Consider the following 19804-nt stretch of genomic DNA (forward strand, 5'->3'; position numbering starts at 1 on the left):
CGATGCGAGTTCATCAACTCGTGGCTCTCGCGCTCGCTCTGGCCGCGCTCGCGCTGTTGCTGCTTGGCGGCCTGGTATTGGCGCGCGTCGCCGCCGTGCGGCGCAGCGAACGCACGCTAAGACAAGCGCTCGACGGACGCGCGATGCAGACCGCGGCGCTCGCGGCCGCGGCGGCCGCACGTGGCGCGGACGGTGCTCAGGGCGGTTCGAAAGCGGTCTTGCGAAACGTGCAGCCAAAAGGGTTCAAGGGCCTGCTCGAGCGCTTCGCGCATACCGGGATTCGGTGGCTCGACACGCCATTTGGCCGCCAGGTCGTGGCCGAGGAAGACCGCCGCTTGCTTGAACAGTGTGGCTTCGTCGATACGCGCACGCGCGGCCTGTTTTTGGTAGCGCGGCTTGCAGGCGCGCTGCTGCTGCCGGTGCTGGCAGGCACCTTGGCGCGCGGCTATCTGGGCGGTACGCGCTACATCGTGCTGGTGGCGATCTCGATGGTGGCGGGCTTCCTGCTGCCGAAGATCGTTCTGATGCGGCGTGCCGGCAAGCGCCGCACGGGGGTGGTCGACGAATTGCCGCTGCTGGTCGATCTGCTGCGCTTGCTGCAAGGCGTGGGCTTGTCACTCGATCAAAGCTTGCAAGTGATGGTCAACGATTTCCGGACGATGCTGCCCGTGCTCTCGAGCGAGCTGGAAATCGCGCAGCGCCAGTTTGCGGCGGGCCGCACCCGCGAGCAGTCGCTGAACCGGTTGGCTGCGAGTTACGACAACGAAGATTTGCGCGCGGTCGTGCGCATGCTGGTGCAGGTCGACCGCCATGGCGGTGCAGTTCAGGAACCACTCAAGCAGTTCGGTGACCGCCTGCGCGAATCGCGCCGGGCGATGTTGCGCGAACGCATTGGCCGTCTCGCCGTGAAAATGACTGGCGTGATGATTGTCACGTTGCTGCCCGCGCTGATGATCGTGACAGCCGGCCCGGGCGTGCTCGCTGTCCAGCATTCGTTGCTCTCGATGCACCGCCGGTAAGGATTTTGCAATGGCTCACTGTCTACCATCGTTCGAATTTCCGATGCGTGCCGCTCGAACCGGCCGCCGCGCCGCGTGCTGCTCCGTGGCGCTGGTCGCCTTCTCCCTGCTCGGCGCGTGCGCGTCCAAAGACATCGTGGGTTATGGCGTCGGTGCCCAGGCGGAGCGTGCGGCGCTGACCCAGCAGGCCAATCGGGATCCCGCGCCGGACACCCCCGGCATGTACCTTGGACTGATCGACCAGATGCAATCGCAGGGGCTTTATTTTGCCTCGCTTGCGCATATCGACGCCTACGAAAAGCAGTACGGTGCGAGTCCTGACACGATTTTGCTGCGTGCCGACGCGTTGCGTATGACCGATCAGCCTGACGCCGCCGCGACCGCTTACGGACAACTGCTGAAGACGCCGCTCGCCGCGCGCGGATATCGCGGGCTCGGTCTGATCGCGGGCGCGGCCGGCGACTTTGCGCGTGCCGCGCAGGAACTGCAGCGGGCCGCACAACTCGCGCCGACCGATGCGGTGACCCTGTCGGATCTCGGCTACGCGCGACTGCGCGATGGCGACGTGAATGGTGCACGCGTGCCGCTCATGAAGGCGGCCGAACTCGATCAGAACAATCCGAAGATCGTCAGCAACATGACGCTTTATCTGCTCGCCCATGGCGACCAGGCGCAGGCGCTGGCAGTGATGAATCAGCAGAAGTTCACGCCGGACGTGCGTGCGGCGATTCGCAACGACGCGGCGCGGGTAGCCGCGGCGGGACGCTCGCAGGCCAGCGGGTCGCAGGCGCAACCGCAACCATCGTTCGGGCAGGCGGGCGCAGGCGCCGGCATGGTCGCGAGCGCGCAAGGTATCGAGCCGGCGCCGCGCGTGTTGCAGCGTTTCGCGCAGTAAGCGCGCAAAGACCGATCAGGCAATCAGGGGAATCGAGATGAATAGCAGAACAACGAAGCGGAGCTGGGCGGCATCGGTGCTGTGCTTCGGTGTGGCCATGGGGGTGGCCGAGTCAGCGCTTGCGCAATCGAGCGCAACCGCCCCGCCGGCGGATGCCACGCCGCCACTGGTCCGGACAAGTGAAGTGGGGCACTCGACCCGCGCGTGGCTCGACCTGCAAAGCAGCAACACAGAAGCCGCACCCGCTTTGCCGACGCTGGGCGCCGAAGCCGGGCTTGCCTACCGTCGCTACATGGAATCGTTCAAGAGCAAGATTCCCGATCTGTACGGTTCCGCGCTGAATACCGGTAGCGGCGGTGGCGGTGGCGCGATGGGCGCAACCGGCGGCACTGGCCCAGGCGGCGGTTCGAACTGACATGCGCAAACCCTCGACCTTTACCGTGGCCGCTCGCTGTCCGTGCTCGCTATGCGCGCGGCGCGGCGGCGCGTCGATGCATGGCGCGCGCCGCCAGCATGGCGTGGTCGCGGTTCTGGCGGTGATCTGGCTGAGCATCGCGATCGCGGCGCTCGGCGCGATCGATATCGGCAATGTGTTTTTCGTGCGCCGGCAGTTACAGCGTGCGGCGGATCTGGCTGCTGTGGCCGGCGTGCAACTGGTCAGCAGCGCGGGTGGTTGCTCCGCGGCGACCGCGGCGGCAACGCAAAGCGCGGCGACCAATGGTCTACCGGCCAGCGGCACCGTGACGGTGTCGTGTGGCAGATGGGACACGGCGACCAGCACGACGCTGACGACTCCCCCGGCCGATGGAACGGGCTCACCGATCAACGCGGTGAAGGTAACCGTCGGCCAATCGGTCCCGTACTTTTTTCTTGGGCCGGCGCGTAACGTACAGGCATCGGCGACGGCGAAAGCGACGAATATCGGCGCATTCACGATCGGCACTTCGCTGATTTCGGTGGGTAGTAACGGTTGCACGGCCTCCAGCAGTACCCTGAACAACGTGCTCGGCGGTTTGCTAGGCATGAACCTGCAACTGGACGCGGTGTCGTACTGCGGCTTGGCGACCGCGCGGATCAAGATGCGTGATCTCGTGGTAGCGGCGAATGCGGGCACGGTCGACGGACTACTCGCCCTTCCGGTCACGGTGAGCAGCCTTGCCAATCTGATGGTGTCGGCGCTGCAGCAGACGTCGGTTGTCAATGCCAATCTGAGCTCCACCATCGGCGCGCTGCAGACAGTGGGGAGCGCCAACGTGCCAGGCGGGTTCAACATCGGTGACAGTTCTTCGGCATCAGGCCTGTTATCGCTCGGTCTGGCCAATACGCAGGCTGCGCTCGATGCAACGATCAGTCCACTGGATGCGTTGATTGTGTCTGCCGAAATCGCCAGGAAAGGACAGCCGCCTATCAACATTGCGGCCGGCCTGAATCTGCCTGGACTCAGCACCACCTTGAATTTGCAGATCATCCAGCCGCCGGTGCTGGCGATCGGTGAAGCAGGCACGCCAGCCGGCGACTCGACGGCATGGGTCACCACAGCACGCTCCGCGCAGGTGCGGGCTTACCTGAAACTGAATCTGGGCACGGCTTCGTTGCCGATCGGCTTCCTCGGGGCGCTGCTTCCGATCAATGTCTCTCTGCCGATTTATCTCGAGGTGGCGCCGGGGCAAGCCGGACTAAGCTCGACACAGTGCGCTTCGACATCTCAGGCGAGTCAATCGGTGGTTGGCGTACAGACGGGGCTCGCGAATCTCTGTGTCGGCGACTGGCCGAACGATTTGTCCGCCACGCAGGCATTTAGCTGTACAAATCCCGCCACACTTGTGAACGTTTCGCAGGTGACCGTTACGGGCGTGGCGTCAGTTTCCGCAGTGAATCCGCAGACCGGCTCGCTTACTTTCGACGGTGTCGTCGACAACGAATATCAGTCGACCAATTCGAACAATGTAGGCGGTGTGATTTCCAATGCGCTATCGGGCCTCGGCGCTCAACTGGCAAAGCCGAACGCATTGACCGTTCAGCTCAGCGGCTTGAGCCTGCCGCCAGGCTCGATCGCGTCGCCTATCGTTACACTTCTCGGTAACGTGTTAGCGCCCGCGCTCGCCGGTCTCGACACGCTCCTCGTTCCTGTGCTGCAACTTCTCGGCGCGCAGATTGGCGTCAGCACAATTCACGACCTGTCGCTGACATGCGGCGTCTCGCAACTGGTCAACTAGCGTAACCACGACAAGATGAGAACCAACCCCAAAATCGAGGAACTCGATATCTACGTCTGGGAAGGCAAGGCCGACATCGTCGACCGGGTCGCGCGCTGCATGGCGAGCTTCGACGTCGAAGTGATCCGCGCGGACGATATCGCGATCTCGCCTGAACGGACGGCGCTGCGGCCGTCGCTCGCGATCATCAGCGTCTCGGTGATCGACAGCGGCGCGCTGCTCATGCGCGACTGGCAGGCCGCGCACGGCATTCCCGTCGTGTGGGTCGGCGCCGCGCCGCGCGATCACGACCCGGCGACTTACCCGGCCGACTATTCGCACATTCTGCCGCTCGACTTCACCTGCGCCGAATTGCGCGGCATGGTCATGAAGCTGGTGCTGCAACTGCGCGCGCACAGCGCCAAGACGCACGCGTCGGATGCGATGATCGCCAACTCGGAGTGCATGCAGGCGCTGCTCCACGAAGTCGACACGTTTGCCGACTGCGACACGAGCGTGCTGGTGCACGGCGAAACCGGCGTCGGCAAGGAGCGCATCGCGCAACTGCTGCACGAAAAACATACCCGCTACGGCAAGGGGCCGTTCGTCGCGGTGAACTGCGGCGCGATTCCGGACGGCCTGTTCGAGTCGCTGTTCTTCGGCCACTCGAAAGGCTCGTTTACCGGCGCGGTGGTCGCGCACAAGGGCTACTTCGAACAGGCCGACGGCGGCACGCTGTTTCTCGACGAAATCGGCGACTTGCCGCTCTACCAGCAGGTCAAGCTGCTGCGCGTGCTCGAGGACAGCGCGGTTACGCGAATCGGTTCGGCCACGCCGGTGAAGCTCGATTTCCGGCTGGTGGCGGCGACCAACAAACATCTGCCGCAACTGGTCAAGGACGGCACCTTCCGCGCCGATCTTTACTATCGGCTTGCGGTGATCGAATTGAAGATTCCGTCCCTCGAAGAGCGGGGTGCGGTCGACAAGATTGCGATCTTCAAGGCGTTTATCGCGCAGATCGTCGGCAGCGATCGTCTCGCCGGCTTACCGGACCTGCCATACTGGCTCGCCGACGCGGTGGCCGACACCTACTTCCCGGGCAATGTGCGCGAACTGCGCAACCTGGCCGAGCGGATCGGCGTGACGGTCCGTCAGATCGGCGCATGGGACGCGGCGCGCCTGCAGCGGTTGCTCGCGCTTGCGCGGACCAGCCAGCCGGTGCCGGCCGAGAGCGCCGCCGAGGTGCTGGTGGATCGCAGCAAATGGGACATGGCCGAGCGCAGCCGCGTGCTGGCCGCGCTCGACGCAAACAGTTGGCGTCGTCAGGACACGGCCCTTTATCTGGGCATCAGCCGCAAGGTTTTGTGGGAGAAGATGCGCAAGTACCAAATTTTTGATGAAGAGCCCGAAACACGCGAAAGTGAGTAATAATGAGACGGTTGTACTAAAACAAAAACTGTTCGAGCAGGATTTACATGGACCGAAAGTCGAAACTACGGCAGATTGCCTTGGCCGCAATCATCGCGATGGGGGTCGTGCAGGGCGTGAATGCGCAGGCTCTGCCGGATAGCGGATCGAGCGCTGGCGTCGTTTCCCAGCCGGGCACGACGGCGGCGCTGCCGGCCAATTCAGTGGCTGGACAGGCGCAGACGAGCGCATTGACGCCGGACGAAGCAAAGCAGTCCGCTGCGGGCAATGTGGCGGAATTGCAGCAGATGATCCGCGGCTCGGATCTGAGCGAATTGCGCACGACGTACAACGGCAGCTACGGCGCGAGCTTGCTGTTTTACGGCAAGGAGATGACGTACTACGTGGCGTTGTTCCAGCAGAAGAACTTCTGGCGCGTCATCAAGACGCAGGACGCCACGCGTGCGGACATGATCTACAAGGATTTTGTGCGCCAGACGCTACAACTGTCGGACGTCGAGATTAGCCGCACGCAACTGGAAGCGCAGAAGGCGTTCACGGAACGGATGATCGCGTTGTCGCAGGATCGTGCAAACCGCTTGCAGGCTGACCTCGACGTCGCACATCAGCAGCAGACGATTGTCGCGAATCAGCAGCAGCAGACCCGTGCCGAAGCAATGGCGCTTGCGCAGCAGAAGGCTGCCGCACAAGACCAACTGCGCGCTGCGCAACGCCAGGTTCGCGAACTGCAGCGTCAACTGGAAACCGGCCTGCCGTCGCACTGACCCGAAGACCCGAAGACCCGAAAACCGGGGAGGGCGGCGCGAACGCGCCGCCCTCCCATCGGACATACAAGCCGTTTAGTAGCGCAAGTCACCTATCCCCGCGGCACGAAGCCCGTTGCCGAAGCCTGTTTGCCGCCGAGCGGCACCCCTCGGCGCCCCGTTGGTTTCCTTCGCAAACCCATCCGCGACGCACGCAGTGCGCAGTGGGAGCTGACGACTCCTTTGTCACTGACGCAGCAGATGCGAGGACACGGATTCCAGATGCGCCACTAAGGTCAAGAAAAGGCCAGCGCCGCAGGCATCCGCACGAACAAGCGCCGAGCAGCCAACCAGGTCAAGAAAACGCCAGCGCCGCAGGCACGCAGACGAACAAGCGCCGCGCAACGCAAAAAAACCACACCTCTAATGCCGCTTCTTCCCCGCCGAAGGCGCCTCATCCGCTGGCGCGTGATGCGGCTCAGCCACATCGACGGCGATCGGATCACTGGCGGGAAAACTCTCATCGAGTGCCTCATCGAGCCGGCTCTCGGCGGACTTGGCGGACTTGGCGGACTCGGCGGACTCGGCGGACTTGACGGGCTGGGCTGCTTCCTTGGGGTGAGGTGCCTGATGCTTCTGCTTGGTCATGACGTGCTCCGTTAGAAGAAAGCCGACAATTCAGCATAGCGCAAAGCGGGCTTGCGCGAGCATCGACCGAACGATATGGGCACTCGCGCCGTAAGCGTTTCTTTCAGGTCCGAAACCCCAAAAATCAGATCGGGAAACAACGGGAAAAAGCAAAACTTAAAACCATCCCGCATCAAGTCGTTTTCCGAGTGTCGCCTGACAACAAAAGCATCCGCCGGCCACATCGACCGGCAGACCACACGGCAGACCACACGGCAGACCGCATGGCAGACCGCAAGGCAGACCACACGGCAGACCGCACGTCATACCGTGAACGGGCAACACCCAGCTCGGAAGGGGAGCACAACCAAAGCAGCGAACAACACGGCAGCGAACAACAAGGCAGCGAACGACATGGACCGAACAAACCCTGCACGCGTGCAGCGCTTCAACGCATCACATGTGGTGGAAGCCGAACTGGAACATCTGGATTGGGCGACGCGGCAACCGGCGCTGCGCATGCTGGACGCCGTGTACTGGCGGCGCCGCTTGCTGGCGGTCAAATGCGGATTCGAACTGACGAACTTGCAGGTGATGCGGCTGGAGAAGATTTTGCAGCGGCTCGGCTATTCGTCGGAGTAGCCGGCCGCGGCGGAGGCGGTTTATTCGTTGCCGCCGCTGCTGGTGCCACCATTGCCACCATTGCCGCCGGTGTTGCCACCATGATTGCCGCCGTCGCCGCCGCCCGTGCCGAACAGACGCCGGCGGCGTGTGACGACAACCGGCCCGTCGGACGTGCTGCTGCTACGATCGGACGCAGGGCGATCCGAGGCCGGCGTGCCGTACGACTCGCGCGGTTCGCGCGGCTCGCGATGGTCGCGCGGCTCACGCGAGCCGTGCGGGCCACGCGTGGTATGTTCACCGTGCGAAGGCCGTCCGGCTCGCGGCGCCGGACGCGTGCCGGTGTCGAGCTGGATCGTCGAGATCGCGCGCTTGTAGATGCCTTGCAGGCCGACAGGCGTGCGCAGCATCACCAGATACTGATCGAACGACTCGATGCACCCCGTCAGGCGAATGCCGTTGACAAGGTAGATCTCGACGCGCTTTCGTTCTTTGCGCGCAGCGTTCATGAAATCGTTTTGCGGATGCGATTCTGCGGAAGCCATGGACAATTCAGGTTAGTAATACGGTTGTTCGCCGCGATTCTACCCTGTGTGGGGGTGGAACGCGTCGGCGGCCGACTGCGTCCACTATAACGGCTTGCGCGCACATAAGCATCTGATAACTTTTAGCTGTAACGTTGAGTTACGAATCTGCGGACGAAAAGCGCCTTCTTCGGCCACGTTCGAGCGCGCCCGATGGGGATGGCGGAAAAAGCGGGGGGCCTGCCGCTGCCGCGCGTGGAATAAATCACAGCCCGCTCACGTTAATTCAGACATGGCGGCGCTGCATTTCGCACGCGGCCGATCGGATTCCCGGCTCGCAGGCACCGGCTGGGCGCTCATCAGGAGACTCACCATGAAAGTATCCCGGATTCTTTCCGCCGCATTCGTGCTGCTGGCGCTCGCGCTAGGTTCGCTCGCAACGAGCGCCTGCACCTCCGCGACTGACAACAGCGCCTCGGGCACCAGCGGCAACACCGGCAGTGGCGGCGGCTACTGAGCGTTGCCACGCCGGGTGAGTTTCGAAGCAGAAGTGATTTCGTGGCTCCCGCAGCTGCGCCGCTATGCGCGCGCACTGACGGGGGACCGCGCCTGGGCCGACGACCTCGTGCAGGATACGGCGGAGCGTGCGCTCGCGCGCTGGGCGGCGTTCCGCCCGAACAGCAACCTGCGAGCGTGGCTCCTGACGATCCTGCGGCATCTCTACATCGATCAGTTGCGCGGCCGCCGCGAGATTGCCGTCGACGACGAAAGCGCGCCGTGGCGCAATCTCGAAGCGCCACATGGCGAAGTCGACGGTCTCGTGTTGCGCGATCTGCAGCGCGCGCTGTATTGCCTGCCGGTCGAGCAACGGGAGGTGCTGCTGCTCGTATGCGTGGAGGAACTGTCTTATCAGGAAGCGTCGAAGGCGCTCGGCGTGCCGATCGGCACGGTGATGTCGCGGCTATCCCGTGCGCGGGAACACATGCGCGTGCTGATGACGGAGGGGCCGCTCGAAGGGGGCGCTGTGGGGTTGGCGCGTAAAGTCCCGCCGTTGAAAGTAGTGAGAAATCCGTGATGAATAACGACCACGATTCCAGCTTGCCTGAGGGGCCCGATCTGCGGGCGCTGTCGGCGTTTGTCGACGGCGAGTTGCCGCCTGTCGAGCGCGCCGCGATCGAGGCGCAACTGCCGCAGCAACCGCAGGCTGCCGCGAGAGTGGCTGCGTGGCAGGCGCAGAAAGCGGCGCTGCAGGCGCTGTGCGGTGCGTCACAGCGCAACGGCGAGCGCAGCGAGCACAGCGGTAGCGTCGGGGGCATCGGGGGCGTCGGGCAGAGCGACGCCGACGAGCCGGCCTTCATCGTGGTGCGGCGGCCGACGCCGTGGTGGCAACGCGTCGGGCTTGCGGCGTGCTGGCTCGCGGCAGGCGCGGGTCTCGCGCTCGCCTTGGGACCGCTCGCGCCGCGTCTGACGGGCGGCGCATGGAACGGACTGGGCGGCCAGCCGCCGAGCTTTGCCGAGCGCGCCGACATCGCCTATGCGGTGTACACGCCCGAGCGGCGGCATCCGGTCGAAGTCGCGGCGAGCGAGGAAGAGCATCTGATCAACTGGTTGTCCAAGCGCCTGAACCGGCCGCTGTCGGTGCCGTCGTTGCAGGAGTACGGTTATTCGCTGGTGGGTGGGCGTTTGCTGCCCGGCGAAGCGGGGCCGGCCGCGCAGTTCATGTACGAGAACCCCAGCGGCGCGCGGCTTACGCTGTATATCACGGGTATTTCTCGCGACGAAACCGCGTTTCGCCTGTTCCGCGAAGGTAACCGGCGGACTTTCTACTGGGTCAGCGACCGCATGGGCTACGCGTTGTCCGGGCCGATTGCGGAAGGCAAGCTGCGCTCGATTGCGATCGAGGTGTGCAGCGCGCTCGGCGGCAAACCGGAGGCCTGGCAGTAGCGCTGAACGCAGGGCAAGCACCTGGGACCCGCGCAAAACGCAGGCCACACCAGCCGGCTGCAACACGCTGTAACAGAACCGCCTGGCACTCGCGCGCGCTGTCGGAATAGCGTCGCGCGGCGTTTCGTTTACTCGCTGCAGGATCATGCTGTCCCGCCTTGCCTGCGCGGTGGGACGGCACGGTCTCGTGCGAGGCGAACCGACGGGGTCTTTACGGTGTCGACACGCTTTTTGCGAGTCGCAACGCCGGCGCGTCGAGGCAGCGAAATCATGCTTACTTTTCATCAGTTCGGCACGGGGCTGTGTTCCGGCGTAGCGTGTCTGTGCCTGTGCGCCGCAAGCGTTGCGCCGGTCGAGGCGCAATCGGACGTGGATGCGCCGTTGAACGACACTTCGACGTGCCGCTTAGTCGTGGGTCAGGCGGAAATCGATGGCGTCATGCAACAGGTCAGCGGCCGCGCGTGCCTGCAGCCCGACGGCAGCTGGCAGATAGTCGAAGACGATGCCGCCGCGCTGGCTTTGGCGCCGGCTCCGGTGTATTACTACGATCCATGGTACTGGGGGCCGCCGGTGGTATTCGCTGGCGGCGTGTCGGTCATTTTCGTCGACCGCTTTCATCATTTTCATCACATGGATCATGTGCGTTATGCGCAGGGGCCAAATGGAATGGGTGCGCGCGGTAACTGGCATGGCGGCGCGTCGACGCACATGTGGAGCGGCATGTCGCACGGCAGCAGCGGCGGCGGTGGGATGCACCGCTAGCTTGCCGCCAGCCGCACGGGTGGCCGCAAAGGAGAGACCTTGACGCGCAGTTTGCCGCCGAAAGTTTCCGCCGCCGGGTTCGATCGCGCGCTCGACGCTTGGCGCTCGATCGTCGGTGAGCCGCAGGTGGTCACCTCGGCCGCCGGGCTCGCCGCGTATCTCGATCCGTTCGCGCCCGGCGAGCGAGAAGCGTTCTCCGCGTCCGCCGCGCTGCTGCCCGCATCCGTCGATGAGATCCGCGCAGTGTTGCGGATTGCCAATCAATTTCGCATTCCGCTGTGGACGGTCTCAACCGGACGCAACTTCGCGTACGGTGGCGCTGCTCCGCGGCTGGCGGGTTCGGTGGTGCTCGATCTGCAGCGGATGAACCGCATCATCGAAGTGAACGAAACACTCGCCTACGCGCTGGTCGAACCGGGCGTCAGCTACTTCGATCTCTACGCGCATCTGCGCGACAAAGGCTACAAGCTCTGGGTCGATCCGCCCGCGGCGGGCTGGGGCAGCGTGATCGGCAATACGCTCGAGCGGGGCTTCGGCTATACCGCGTACGGCGATCACGCGGCGGCGCAGTGCGGCATGGAAGTGGTGCTCGCCAACGGCGACGTGCTGCGCACAGGAATGGGCGGAATCGAAATCGGCACCACGTGGCAACTGTATCAACCGGGTTATGGGCCTTCCTTCGACGCGATGTTCATGCAGTCGAACTATGGCATCGTCACCAAGCTCGGTGTCTGGCTGATGCCCGCGCCGCCCGCGTATCTGCTCGGCGAAATCAAGTTTCGGCACGAAGCGGATCTCGAAACGATCGTCGAACGCTTGCGGCCGTTGCGGCTCGATGAAACGATCCGCAATAACGCGGTGATCGAAGGCGGTTTGCGCCGGGCCGCGGGACTGTCGGCACGTCAGCAGTGGTACGACGGCAAAGGTGCGATGCCCGAGAACGCGGTCGCGGCGATGCTCGACAAGCTGAATGTGGGCCGCTGGAATCTGCATTTCGCGCTGTACGGGACGCCTGAATTGATCGACGCGCGCTATGCGATCGTGCAGCGCGCGTTCGCCCGCGTGCCGCAGGCGAAACTTTCGGCAGCTCGCTATGCGGGCGATGCGCAACCCGCCGCGGGCGGCGATCGCAATCTGGCCGGCATCCCCGCGATGAGCGCGTTCCGCATGCTCGACTGGCGCGGCGGCGCGGGTGCCCATGTGGACTTCGCGCCGGTGTGCCCGGCGACCGGGCGCGACGCGCTGCGCCAATACACGATGGTGAAGACGCGAGCGGCGGAATACGGCTTCGATTACTACGGTGGTTTTACGGCGGGTGTGCGTCATCTGCATCACATCTTCGCGGCGATCTTCGACCGCGACGACGCGAACCAGGTCGAGCAGGCCGGTGCTTTACTGCGCTCGCTGATGAGCGACGCACGCGCGGCGGGTTACGGCGAATATCGCGCGCATCTCGCGTATATGGATTTCGCCGCGGCGCAGTACAGTTTCAACGATGGCGCGTTGCTGCGGCTCTCGGAAACGATCAAGGACGCACTCGACCCGAACGGCATTCTCGCGCCGGGCAAGCAGGGGATCTGGCCGGCGGCGTGGCGCGACCGGCGGGGTTATACGTGAGGTGCGTGAGGTGCGTGAGGTGCGTGACGGAGGTGACGGAGGTGACGGATGTGACGTGTGCGAGAGGCAAATGTCGTGGGTGACATTCGCGAGTTGATGGCGTAAGCAAACAATGGACCGACGCACTTTCATGATGACCGGCGCATGGCTTTCGACCGCGGCAGGTGGTGCGTGGCCGTGGCTCGCGCATGCAGCCGCCCGCCGCGACACGCTCGCCGTGATCGACTCCACGCTCGCGGGCGGCCCTGCATTCGCCGACTACGTCGCCCATATGAAGCTGTCTGCCTTCGAAACTGGCGACGACATCGGCGTGCTCTGGTACACCACACTTGCGCCGCGTCTCAGGCAAACGCCTGCGCAATCGCCGGCGTCGCTGATCGGCCTCATACGCGCATCCGATTACTTCGTGCTCAGGGAACTGGCCACCCGCATAGGCCACATGGGCGAGCACAGCGTCGAGCAGGGCGCCGGGCCCATCGGGCATGTCGCCTTCGCGCTGACGCCGCGCCTTCTACGCTAGAACTTATAGGCCTTGTTCTTCGGATCGAAGGTCGAGTCGTCGAAGGTTTTCGGCGTGATGCTTTCGAAGACGATCTTCTCGAAGATCTTGCCGTCGTTGTTATATGACTCGACCGTGCGGAAATACGGATGCCGCAGATCCAGCCCGAGCGTTTCCTTCTTCGCATAGAACTGCGGCTGGCCGGTCGGCGCTTCGACGGTGAAGGCCACCACGCGCACGCCTTCGATCGTTGTCACTGCCACCTGGGTCGAGCGCGGCAAGCCGGTTTCGATGTATTTCTTGCCTTCGGAGAGATACTGGCCGGCAATGTACTCGGTGCCGAGATCGCGCACCTGGTGGTTCGACTGCGCACGGGCGAGGGCGCCGTTCAGCGAGGTCCACAGCGGCATCACGTTCATGATGCCGCCGAGGTGGCCATACATTTCGTCGGTGCGTCTGGATTCGTCGTAGATGATTTCCTGACCGGCGTGCGCACCGTCGGGCAGCCACTTTGCGTAGATCCGCAGCGGATCGTGGGCGATGCGCACCAGCATGTGATCGGGCTTGTCGGGCCACTGGCCGTGAATGCGTTCCGAGCGCGACATGACGAACTCGTACGACGGGTAACCGTTCGGCCCTTCCTTGATGTAACGCGGCAATGCAAGCGGATCGAGCGACTGGAACAGGGCGACCAGTTGCGCGTCGTCGAGCTTCTCCATTGCGCCGCTTTGTTGCGCGGCGCGCAGCCACTTGACCTGCTGATCCAGCGTGAGCTTGCCGACCTGCGAGGGCGGCGTGGTCGGCGCCTTGACAGCGCTGGCGGTATCGAGCGCGGGCGGTGTGGCGTCGTTCTGCGCGAACGCCGGTGGCGCGAGCGCAGCGGCGCTGGCTACCAGCACGCCGATCAGGAGTCCCCGCGACGAAACCGCAGGTAATGACGCAGTCAGGGACGCATTCAATGTGGCGTTTTCCGACAAAAAACGGGCGAGGCGCATGAAGGCCGGTGAACGGCGCGAGCGTACGGACAGGCTGTGCTTCATGAAACTCTCCGAAATGATGGCGGCGCGTGGTATCGAGCGCCTCGCCTGTCAGGCAGGTTTTTGCTTCGCGAGTTCCTCGTCGCGCAGCGCGCGGCGCAGAATCTTGCCGACATTGGTTTGCGGCAGCTCGTCACGGAACTCGACGAGCTTTGGCACCTTGTACCCGGTGAGGTTCTTGCGGCAGTGGGCGATCACCTGTTCCGCGGTCAGCGACGGATTGCGCTTGACGATGAACGCCTTCACCCGTTCGCCTTGCGCCGCGTCGGGCACGCCGATTGCGGCGACTTCGCGCACGTCCGGAAGCATCGCGATCACGTCTTCGATCTCGTTCGGGTAGACGTTGAAGCCCGACACCAGGATCATGTCTTTTTTCCGGTCGATCAGGCGGATGAAGCCGCGCGAATCCATCACGCCAATGTCGCCGGTGGCGAGCCAGCCGGCGTCGTCGATCACCTTGGCGGTTTCTTCCGGGCGATTCCAGTAGCCTTTCATCACCTGGGGTCCCTGCACGCACAGTTCGCCCGGTTCGCCGATGTTCGCCCATGTACCGTCGTCTTTCCTGAAGCGCACTTGCGTGGACGGCGCGGGCAAACCGATCGAGCCTTCGAAGTCGTGCAGATTGGTCAGGTCCACCGGATTCATCGACACGATCGGCGAGCACTCGGTCAGCCCATAGCCTTCGATGATCGGCTTGCCGGTGACCGCCTTGAAGCGATCGGCGACCGACTTCTGCGTGGCCATGCCGCCGGCCATCGCGAGCTTCAGGTTCGAGAAGTCGCGCTTGCAGAACTCCTCGTTGTCGAGGAACGCGTTGTAGAGCGTGTTGACCGCCGTCATGCCGGTGAATTTCTCGTGACGGATGATCATCATCACGCGCTTCATGTCGCGCGGATTGGCGATCAGGATATTGCGCCCGCCGAGCCCCATGAAGATCAGCGCGTTCACGGTCAGCGAATAGATGTGATAAAGCGGCAGCGGCGTGAGCACCGTTTCGATCTCGCCGCTCAACTGGCCTTCGGACCACGCCTTCGCCTGCAACAGATTGGCGATGATGTTCCTGTGCGTGAGCATTGCGCCTTTGGCCACGCCGGTGGTGCCGCCGGTGTATTGCAGGAAGGCGATGTCGTGGTGCGTGGGGCGCACGGGCGTCAGCGGCCGCGTGTAGCCGATCGAGAGCGCTTCGAGCAGCGGCACCGCTTTCGGCAGGTTGTACTTCGGCACCATCTTCTTCACGCGGCGCAGCATGAAATTGAGCAGACGTCCCTTCAGATTCGGGCCGTCGGCGAGCAGATCGCCGAGCCCCGTCACGATGACGTTCTGTATCCTGGTGCCCGGCAGCGCGTCTTCAACGGTCTTCGCGAAGTTCTCGAACACGATGATGGTTTGCGCGCCGCTGTCCTTCAACTGATGCGCAAGCTCGCGCACCGTGTAAAGCGGATTGACGTTGACCACCACACCGCCCGCCTTGAGCACACCGAACAGCGACACCGGATACTGAAACGTGTTCGGCAGCATGATCGCGACGCGCTCGCCGGGCTTCACACCGATGCTTTGCAGATACGCGGCGAACGCAGCCGCCTTGCGGCCGAGCTCGCCATACGTCAGGTTCGCGCCGACGCTCACATACGCGACGCGCTCGCGGAACTCGGCGATGCATTCGTCGAAGAACTGCACGAGCGATTCGTACTGGTTGACGTCGATCTCCCGCGGCACGTCGGCCGGATACGACGCGTACCAGATACCGTCGGTGTTGGGCGCGTGATTTGCCGCCTGACCGGGCGTCTGACTGCGCATTTGACCGGGCGTCTGGCCCGCTCTATTCGCGAGCGGTGCGGATCCGACGGCGGGCGAGAGCGGGGCTTGCGTGGGCTGGGTCATCGTTCGTCTCCTGAAGCAGGCGCTTCATCTGTTTGTGTGCTGGTCTTGCAGCCAGTCATGCAGTAATCAAGGTAGTAATCAACGCGGTCATTGCAGCAGCCTTCAAAGCCAGGCATGGATTGAAGCACGTGCTGAGCGAGCGGCGACGCTCAGCGTTCCAGCATCGCCACCACGCCCTGGCCGCCCGCTGCGCAGATCGAGATCAGCCCGCGCGCGGTGCCGGCCGGCTTGTCGAGTTGTGCGAGCATTTTCGCGAGTCCGGCGACGATGCGGCCACCCGTGGCGGCAAACGGATGGCCGGTGGCGAGCGAGCTGCCGTTCACATTCAATTTTGTCCGGTCGATCGCGCCGAATGGCCCGGGCATGCCGAGCTGCGTGCGGCAATACTCGTCATCCTGCCACGCCGCTAGCGTGCACAACACCTGCGCGGCGAACGCTTCGTGAATCTCATACAGATCGAAGTCCTGCAAGGTGAGCCCGGCGCGCGCCAGCATGCGCGGCACGGCGTAGGCAGGCGCCATCAGCAGGCCTTCTTTCTTGTCGAAAAAGTCGATGGCGGCGGTTTCGGACCAGCTCAGATACGCCAGCACCGGCAGGTCATGTCTGGCCGCCCATTCTTCGCTCGCTAGCAACACGGCGGAAGCACCGTCCGTCAGCGGGGTCGAATTGCCGGCGGTCAGCGTGCCCGCGTCGCGATCGAATACCGGCTTCAGACCGGAGAGTTTTTCGAGCGTCAGGTCCGAACGCAGATTGTTGTCTCGCGCAAGGCCACGGTACGGCGTCATCAGATCGTTGACGAAGCCGCGCGCATACGCGTCGCTGAGCTTGCGGTGGCTGTCGTAGGCGAGCACGTCCTGCGCTTCGCGCGAGATGTTCCAGCGCTTGGCCATCAGCTCGCAATGCTCGCCCATCGACAGCCCGGTGCGCGGCTCGACGTTGCGCGGCAAAAGCGGTTTGAAAAACATGCCTGGCCGAAGTTTGGCAAGAGCACTGACGCGTTGGCCGGTGCTCTTGCCGCGATTCGCTTCGAGCAGGATCTTGCGCATGCGCTCGTTGACGCCGATCGGTGCATCGGATGCCGTATCGACACCGCCAGCAATGCCGGCCTCGATCTGCCCGAGGGCGATCTTGTTGGCGACGAGAATGGCCGCTTCCAGCCCAGTGCCGCAGGCCTGCTGCACATCGTAAGCCGGCGTTTCTCTCGCGAGTGTGGTGGACAGCACGGATTCGCGTGTCAGGTTGAAATCGCGCGAGTGCTTGATGACGGCGCCGGCTGCCACTTCGCCCAGACGTTCACCGTGCAGGTTGTAGCGGTCGATCAGGCCTTGCAGCGTGAACGTCAGCATGTCCTGACTCGACGCGGTCGCGTAAGCGGTGTTCGAGCGGGCAAACGGAATCCGGTTGCCCCCGATGATGGCGACGCGGCGCACGGCGGGCTGCGGGTTGGACATGCTCGGCTCCTTTAGAGTCGTTCCCTGGTTCAACGGTGCGAATGATACGAATCGTGAGTAAGGCTTCTTTGCGTCGCTGCGTCTGTTAGCTCAACAACGATTTTCAGGCGGCTTCAATTCCATGCGGTCACGAAGACAGGCACGTGCCTGCGGGTGCCTGCCGGTGTCTCATAACAGCTTCCACTGCATGCGGCCGCGCAAATGCGGCTTTTCTCCGGCAATGTCGCGTACCTCGATGTCGCGCTCGATCAGCGAGGGCGACGCGCTCCACAGCGACGCTTCGCCCGGCAGCAGCATCGGCAGCTTGAATTCGGCGCAGAGCGTGGCTTCGGCGAGCGGCTTCGGCGGTTGCAGCGCGGAGGCGGCGCGCGCCAGCGTCCACATGCCATGCGCAATGGCGCGCGAGAAGCCGAACGCTTTCGCGGATAGCGCGGTGAGGTGAATCGGGTTGTAGTCGCCGGACACGCTCGCGTAGTCGCGGCCCAGTTGCGGCGCCAGTTGCCAGCGCGAGATGCGTTCCAGCGCGTCGTGCCCGAGTTCCAGCGGATCGAACGGACTGCCGCTCGCCGGCACGCCACGCTTCAGATAGACGCTGTCGCCGTCCCATACCGCTTCGCCGCGGCGGTACATGCGGGTATGCAGCACGAACGCCTGGCCCTTGTCGTGACGCAGCAGCGCGCCGAATTCCACCTCGACGCGCAACATGTCCTTGTAAGCGAGCGGCCGGCGCAGGCGCACGTGGTTCGCCAGATGCACGAGGCCGAGCGCCGGCCAGGGAAACGCCGGGTCGGTCAGCATCAGCAGATGCAACGGGAAAGCGAGCAGATGCGGATACGTGAGCGGCACGCCGTGCTCGGGGATGAAGCCGCAGACCCGCGAGTAACGCCAGATCGGCCCGGGGTCGAGGGCCACGGCGGGGCGCACGAGGCGCAACGCCGGCAAGTGCGCGTCGCGCCCGCGTTTGACGATGCCGGACAACGCGCGCCCATACAGCTTCGCGGGCGCAGGCAACGGCTCGATGACGACGGTCTTCGGACGGGCCGCGCTCGCTGCGTGACCACTCGTGAACGGATTACCCGGCTCACCCATGCTCACGCTCCAATCAGGCTTTGTCCGCACACGCGCACAACCTGGCCGCTCACACCCGCCGATCCCGGGTGCGCCAGCCACGCGATGGCCTGTGCGACGTCCACCGGCTGGCCGCCCTGGCTCATCGAATTCATCCGGCGGCCGGCCTCGCGGATGGCCAGCGGAATCTTCGCGGTCATCTGCGTTTCGATAAAGCCGGGCGCGACCGCGTTGATCGTGATGCCGCGCGCACGCAGATGCGGCGCCATGCTTTGCACCCGGCCGATCACGCCGGCTTTGGATGCGGCGTAATTGGTCTGGCCGGGATTGCCGGCAATGCCGCTGATCGACGACACGCCGACGATGCGGCCGCCGTCGCGCAAGATGCCGGCCGCGAGCAGCGCGTCGTCGATCCGTTCCTGCGCGGACAGGTTGATGTCGATGACGCTTTGCCACGCGGCGTCGGTCATCTTCGCGATGGTTTTGTCCTTGGTGATGCCCGCGTTGTGCACGACGATATCCACGCCCTGTTCGTCGAGCGCCGCGGCGATCTGCGCGGGCGTTTCGGGCGCGGCGATGTCGAAGGCGAGGGCGGTGCCGTTCAACTGGTGCATGGTCGAATCGAGCGCGTCGCGCGCCGCTGGGATGTCGATGCCGATGACGTGCGCGCCTTGCGCGGCGAGCACGCTCGCAATCGAGGCGCCGATGCCGCGCGCCGCGCCGGTCACGACGGCGCGCCGGCCGGCGAGCGGCTGATGCCAGTCGAACGCCGGCAAGGCCGTCGGCGCCGGCGCGCACGCCGATGCGCACCACCTGGCCCGACACGTACGCGGAGCGCGGCGATAGAAAGAATCGCAACGTCGCTTCGATGCCGTTCTCGGCGCCTTGCTCCACATAGACGAGATTCGCGGTAATGCCGCGCCGCGCTTCCTTGCCGAGCGAACGCGCGAAGCCTTCGAGCGCGCGCTGCGCGGTCCATTGGCGCGGGCTCGCGCAGGCCTCCGGCGGCCGCCCCAGCACGATGATGCGGCCGCATTTGCCGAGCGAGCGCAACGTATCGTGGAAGAATCCGTGCAGCGGTTCGAGCTGGCTGCTGTCTTCGATACCGCTCGCATCGAACAGCAAGGCGGTGAGCTTGCCGGGCGAACCGGACTCCGCTGGTTCGAAACGGCCTGTCATCAAACCGTGGCGATTCGCGAGCGGCACCCACAGGCCCGCGCTTTCATGCGCCACGCTCGTCATGCCGATGCTCGTCACGAGATTCGCGAGCGCGTCGAGCAGATGCGGCTCGCGGCCCGCACCGATCGCGATCAGGCCGTCGAACTCGGGCTGGTCCGCGCGATAGCGGCGCAGCACCTCGGGCTTCGGTAAGCCTAACGAACGCGCAAGGCGCGCGCCGAACGGCGAATTGACGAAGTTCAGATAAGAGTCGTTCATATTATTCGTTGCTCCGCTGGCCACGCCCGAAGGAAGTCCCTTGGGAGATTGGGGGA

General features: G+C 64.4%; 19 protein-coding genes and 1 pseudogene. 13 read left to right on the forward strand and 7 right to left on the reverse strand.

The genetic code is table 11. The annotated features are described in order from the left end of the window. Window positions 1-2: 2 nt before the first annotated feature. The 6 genes from AYM40_RS08165 to AYM40_RS08190 are packed head-to-tail and all read left to right on the forward strand — an operon-like array spanning window position 3 to window position 6301. Window positions 3-1019 (forward strand): type II secretion system F family protein, encoded by a 1017-nt coding sequence (locus AYM40_RS08165; protein WP_063497910.1) that lies wholly within the window; start codon window positions 3-5, stop codon window positions 1017-1019. Window positions 1020-1062: 43 nt separating this feature from the next. Continuing rightward, window positions 1063-1914: a hypothetical protein gene (locus AYM40_RS08170; RefSeq protein WP_063497911.1), complete on the forward strand. Its 852-nt coding sequence runs from the start codon at window positions 1063-1065 to the stop codon at window positions 1912-1914. A 37-nt stretch (window positions 1915-1951) separates the two neighbouring features. Then, a complete protein-coding gene (locus tag AYM40_RS08175) occupies window positions 1952-2329 on the forward strand; it encodes a DUF3613 domain-containing protein (RefSeq protein WP_063495776.1) in 378 nt (125 codons plus the stop codon). A gap of 1 nt (window position 2330) precedes the next feature. Next, complete coding sequence (locus tag AYM40_RS08180) at window positions 2331-4130, forward strand: TadG family pilus assembly protein (protein ID WP_082855006.1); 1800 nt, start codon at window positions 2331-2333, stop codon at window positions 4128-4130. 15 nt (window positions 4131-4145) lie between these two features. After that, window positions 4146-5537 carry a sigma 54-interacting transcriptional regulator gene (locus tag AYM40_RS08185; RefSeq protein ID WP_063495777.1) on the forward strand — a complete coding sequence of 464 codons (1392 nt, stop codon included), beginning with the start codon at window positions 4146-4148 and terminating at the stop codon, window positions 5535-5537. 47 nt (window positions 5538-5584) lie between these two features. Continuing rightward, window positions 5585-6301, forward strand: a complete 717-nt coding sequence (locus tag AYM40_RS08190; RefSeq protein ID WP_063495778.1) for a DUF2968 domain-containing protein — start codon at window positions 5585-5587, stop codon at window positions 6299-6301. A gap of 402 nt (window positions 6302-6703) precedes the next feature. Here the strand turns inward: AYM40_RS08190 and AYM40_RS08195 are convergent, their stop codons facing one another. Then, complete coding sequence (locus AYM40_RS08195) at window positions 6704-6928, reverse strand: hypothetical protein (protein ID WP_063495779.1); 225 nt, start codon at window positions 6926-6928, stop codon at window positions 6704-6706. A 393-nt stretch (window positions 6929-7321) separates the two neighbouring features. Between AYM40_RS08195 and AYM40_RS08200 the strand changes: the two genes are divergently transcribed. Further along, the gene (locus tag AYM40_RS08200; RefSeq protein WP_063495780.1) at window positions 7322-7549 is read left to right on the forward strand and encodes a hypothetical protein; all 228 of its coding nucleotides are present in this window, start codon (window positions 7322-7324) and stop codon (window positions 7547-7549) included. A 20-nt stretch (window positions 7550-7569) separates the two neighbouring features. On the opposite strand, the gene hfq is transcribed toward AYM40_RS08200, so the two are convergent. Beyond that, complete coding sequence (gene hfq / locus AYM40_RS08205; protein WP_063495781.1) at window positions 7570-8073, reverse strand: RNA chaperone Hfq; 504 nt, start codon at window positions 8071-8073, stop codon at window positions 7570-7572. A 352-nt stretch (window positions 8074-8425) separates the two neighbouring features. Between hfq and AYM40_RS41845 the strand changes: the two genes are divergently transcribed. From AYM40_RS41845 to AYM40_RS08235, 6 genes are all read left to right on the forward strand, one after another. After that, window positions 8426-8569 (forward strand): hypothetical protein, encoded by a 144-nt coding sequence (locus AYM40_RS41845; protein WP_181448409.1) that lies wholly within the window; start codon window positions 8426-8428, stop codon window positions 8567-8569. Window positions 8570-8584: 15 nt separating this feature from the next. Beyond that, window positions 8585-9127, forward strand: coding sequence for an RNA polymerase sigma factor (locus tag AYM40_RS08215; protein ID WP_063495783.1), 543 nt, complete (start codon window positions 8585-8587; stop codon window positions 9125-9127). Next, complete coding sequence (locus tag AYM40_RS08220) at window positions 9127-9996, forward strand: anti-sigma factor (RefSeq protein WP_063495784.1); 870 nt, start codon at window positions 9127-9129, stop codon at window positions 9994-9996. Before AYM40_RS08215 ends, AYM40_RS08220 begins: the two co-directional genes overlap by 1 nt. A gap of 270 nt (window positions 9997-10266) precedes the next feature. Next, window positions 10267-10758 carry a hypothetical protein gene (locus AYM40_RS08225; RefSeq protein ID WP_063495785.1) on the forward strand — a complete coding sequence of 164 codons (492 nt, stop codon included), beginning with the start codon at window positions 10267-10269 and terminating at the stop codon, window positions 10756-10758. A gap of 39 nt (window positions 10759-10797) precedes the next feature. After that, a complete protein-coding gene (locus AYM40_RS08230; RefSeq protein ID WP_063495786.1) occupies window positions 10798-12375 on the forward strand; it encodes an FAD-binding oxidoreductase in 1578 nt (525 codons plus the stop codon). Between the two features lie 112 nt (window positions 12376-12487). Further along, window positions 12488-12895, forward strand: a complete 408-nt coding sequence (locus tag AYM40_RS08235; protein ID WP_063495787.1) for a hypothetical protein — start codon at window positions 12488-12490, stop codon at window positions 12893-12895. On the opposite strand, the gene AYM40_RS08240 is transcribed toward AYM40_RS08235, so the two are convergent. The 5 genes and pseudogenes from AYM40_RS08240 to AYM40_RS08260 form a co-directional block, all read right to left on the reverse strand. Continuing rightward, window positions 12892-13914 carry a DUF1571 domain-containing protein gene (locus AYM40_RS08240; protein ID WP_082855007.1) on the reverse strand — a complete coding sequence of 341 codons (1023 nt, stop codon included), beginning with the start codon at window positions 13912-13914 and terminating at the stop codon, window positions 12892-12894. The genes AYM40_RS08235 and AYM40_RS08240 overlap by 4 nt on opposite strands. Window positions 13915-13962: 48 nt before the next feature. Beyond that, complete coding sequence (locus AYM40_RS08245) at window positions 13963-15792, reverse strand: AMP-binding protein (protein WP_063495788.1); 1830 nt, start codon at window positions 15790-15792, stop codon at window positions 13963-13965. Window positions 15793-15941: 149 nt separating this feature from the next. After that, window positions 15942-17243, reverse strand: a complete 1302-nt coding sequence (locus AYM40_RS08250; protein WP_063495789.1) for an acetyl-CoA C-acetyltransferase — start codon at window positions 17241-17243, stop codon at window positions 15942-15944. Between the two features lie 168 nt (window positions 17244-17411). Beyond that, the gene (locus tag AYM40_RS08255) at window positions 17412-18332 is read right to left on the reverse strand and encodes a MaoC family dehydratase (protein ID WP_063495790.1); all 921 of its coding nucleotides are present in this window, start codon (window positions 18330-18332) and stop codon (window positions 17412-17414) included. A gap of 2 nt (window positions 18333-18334) precedes the next feature. Continuing rightward, a pseudogene (locus AYM40_RS08260) lies at window positions 18335-19748 on the reverse strand (3-oxoacyl-ACP reductase). Window positions 19749-19804 lie beyond the last annotated feature (56 nt).

This window comes from Paraburkholderia phytofirmans OLGA172 (assembly GCF_001634365.1).
Lineage (GTDB): Bacteria > Pseudomonadota > Gammaproteobacteria > Burkholderiales > Burkholderiaceae > Paraburkholderia.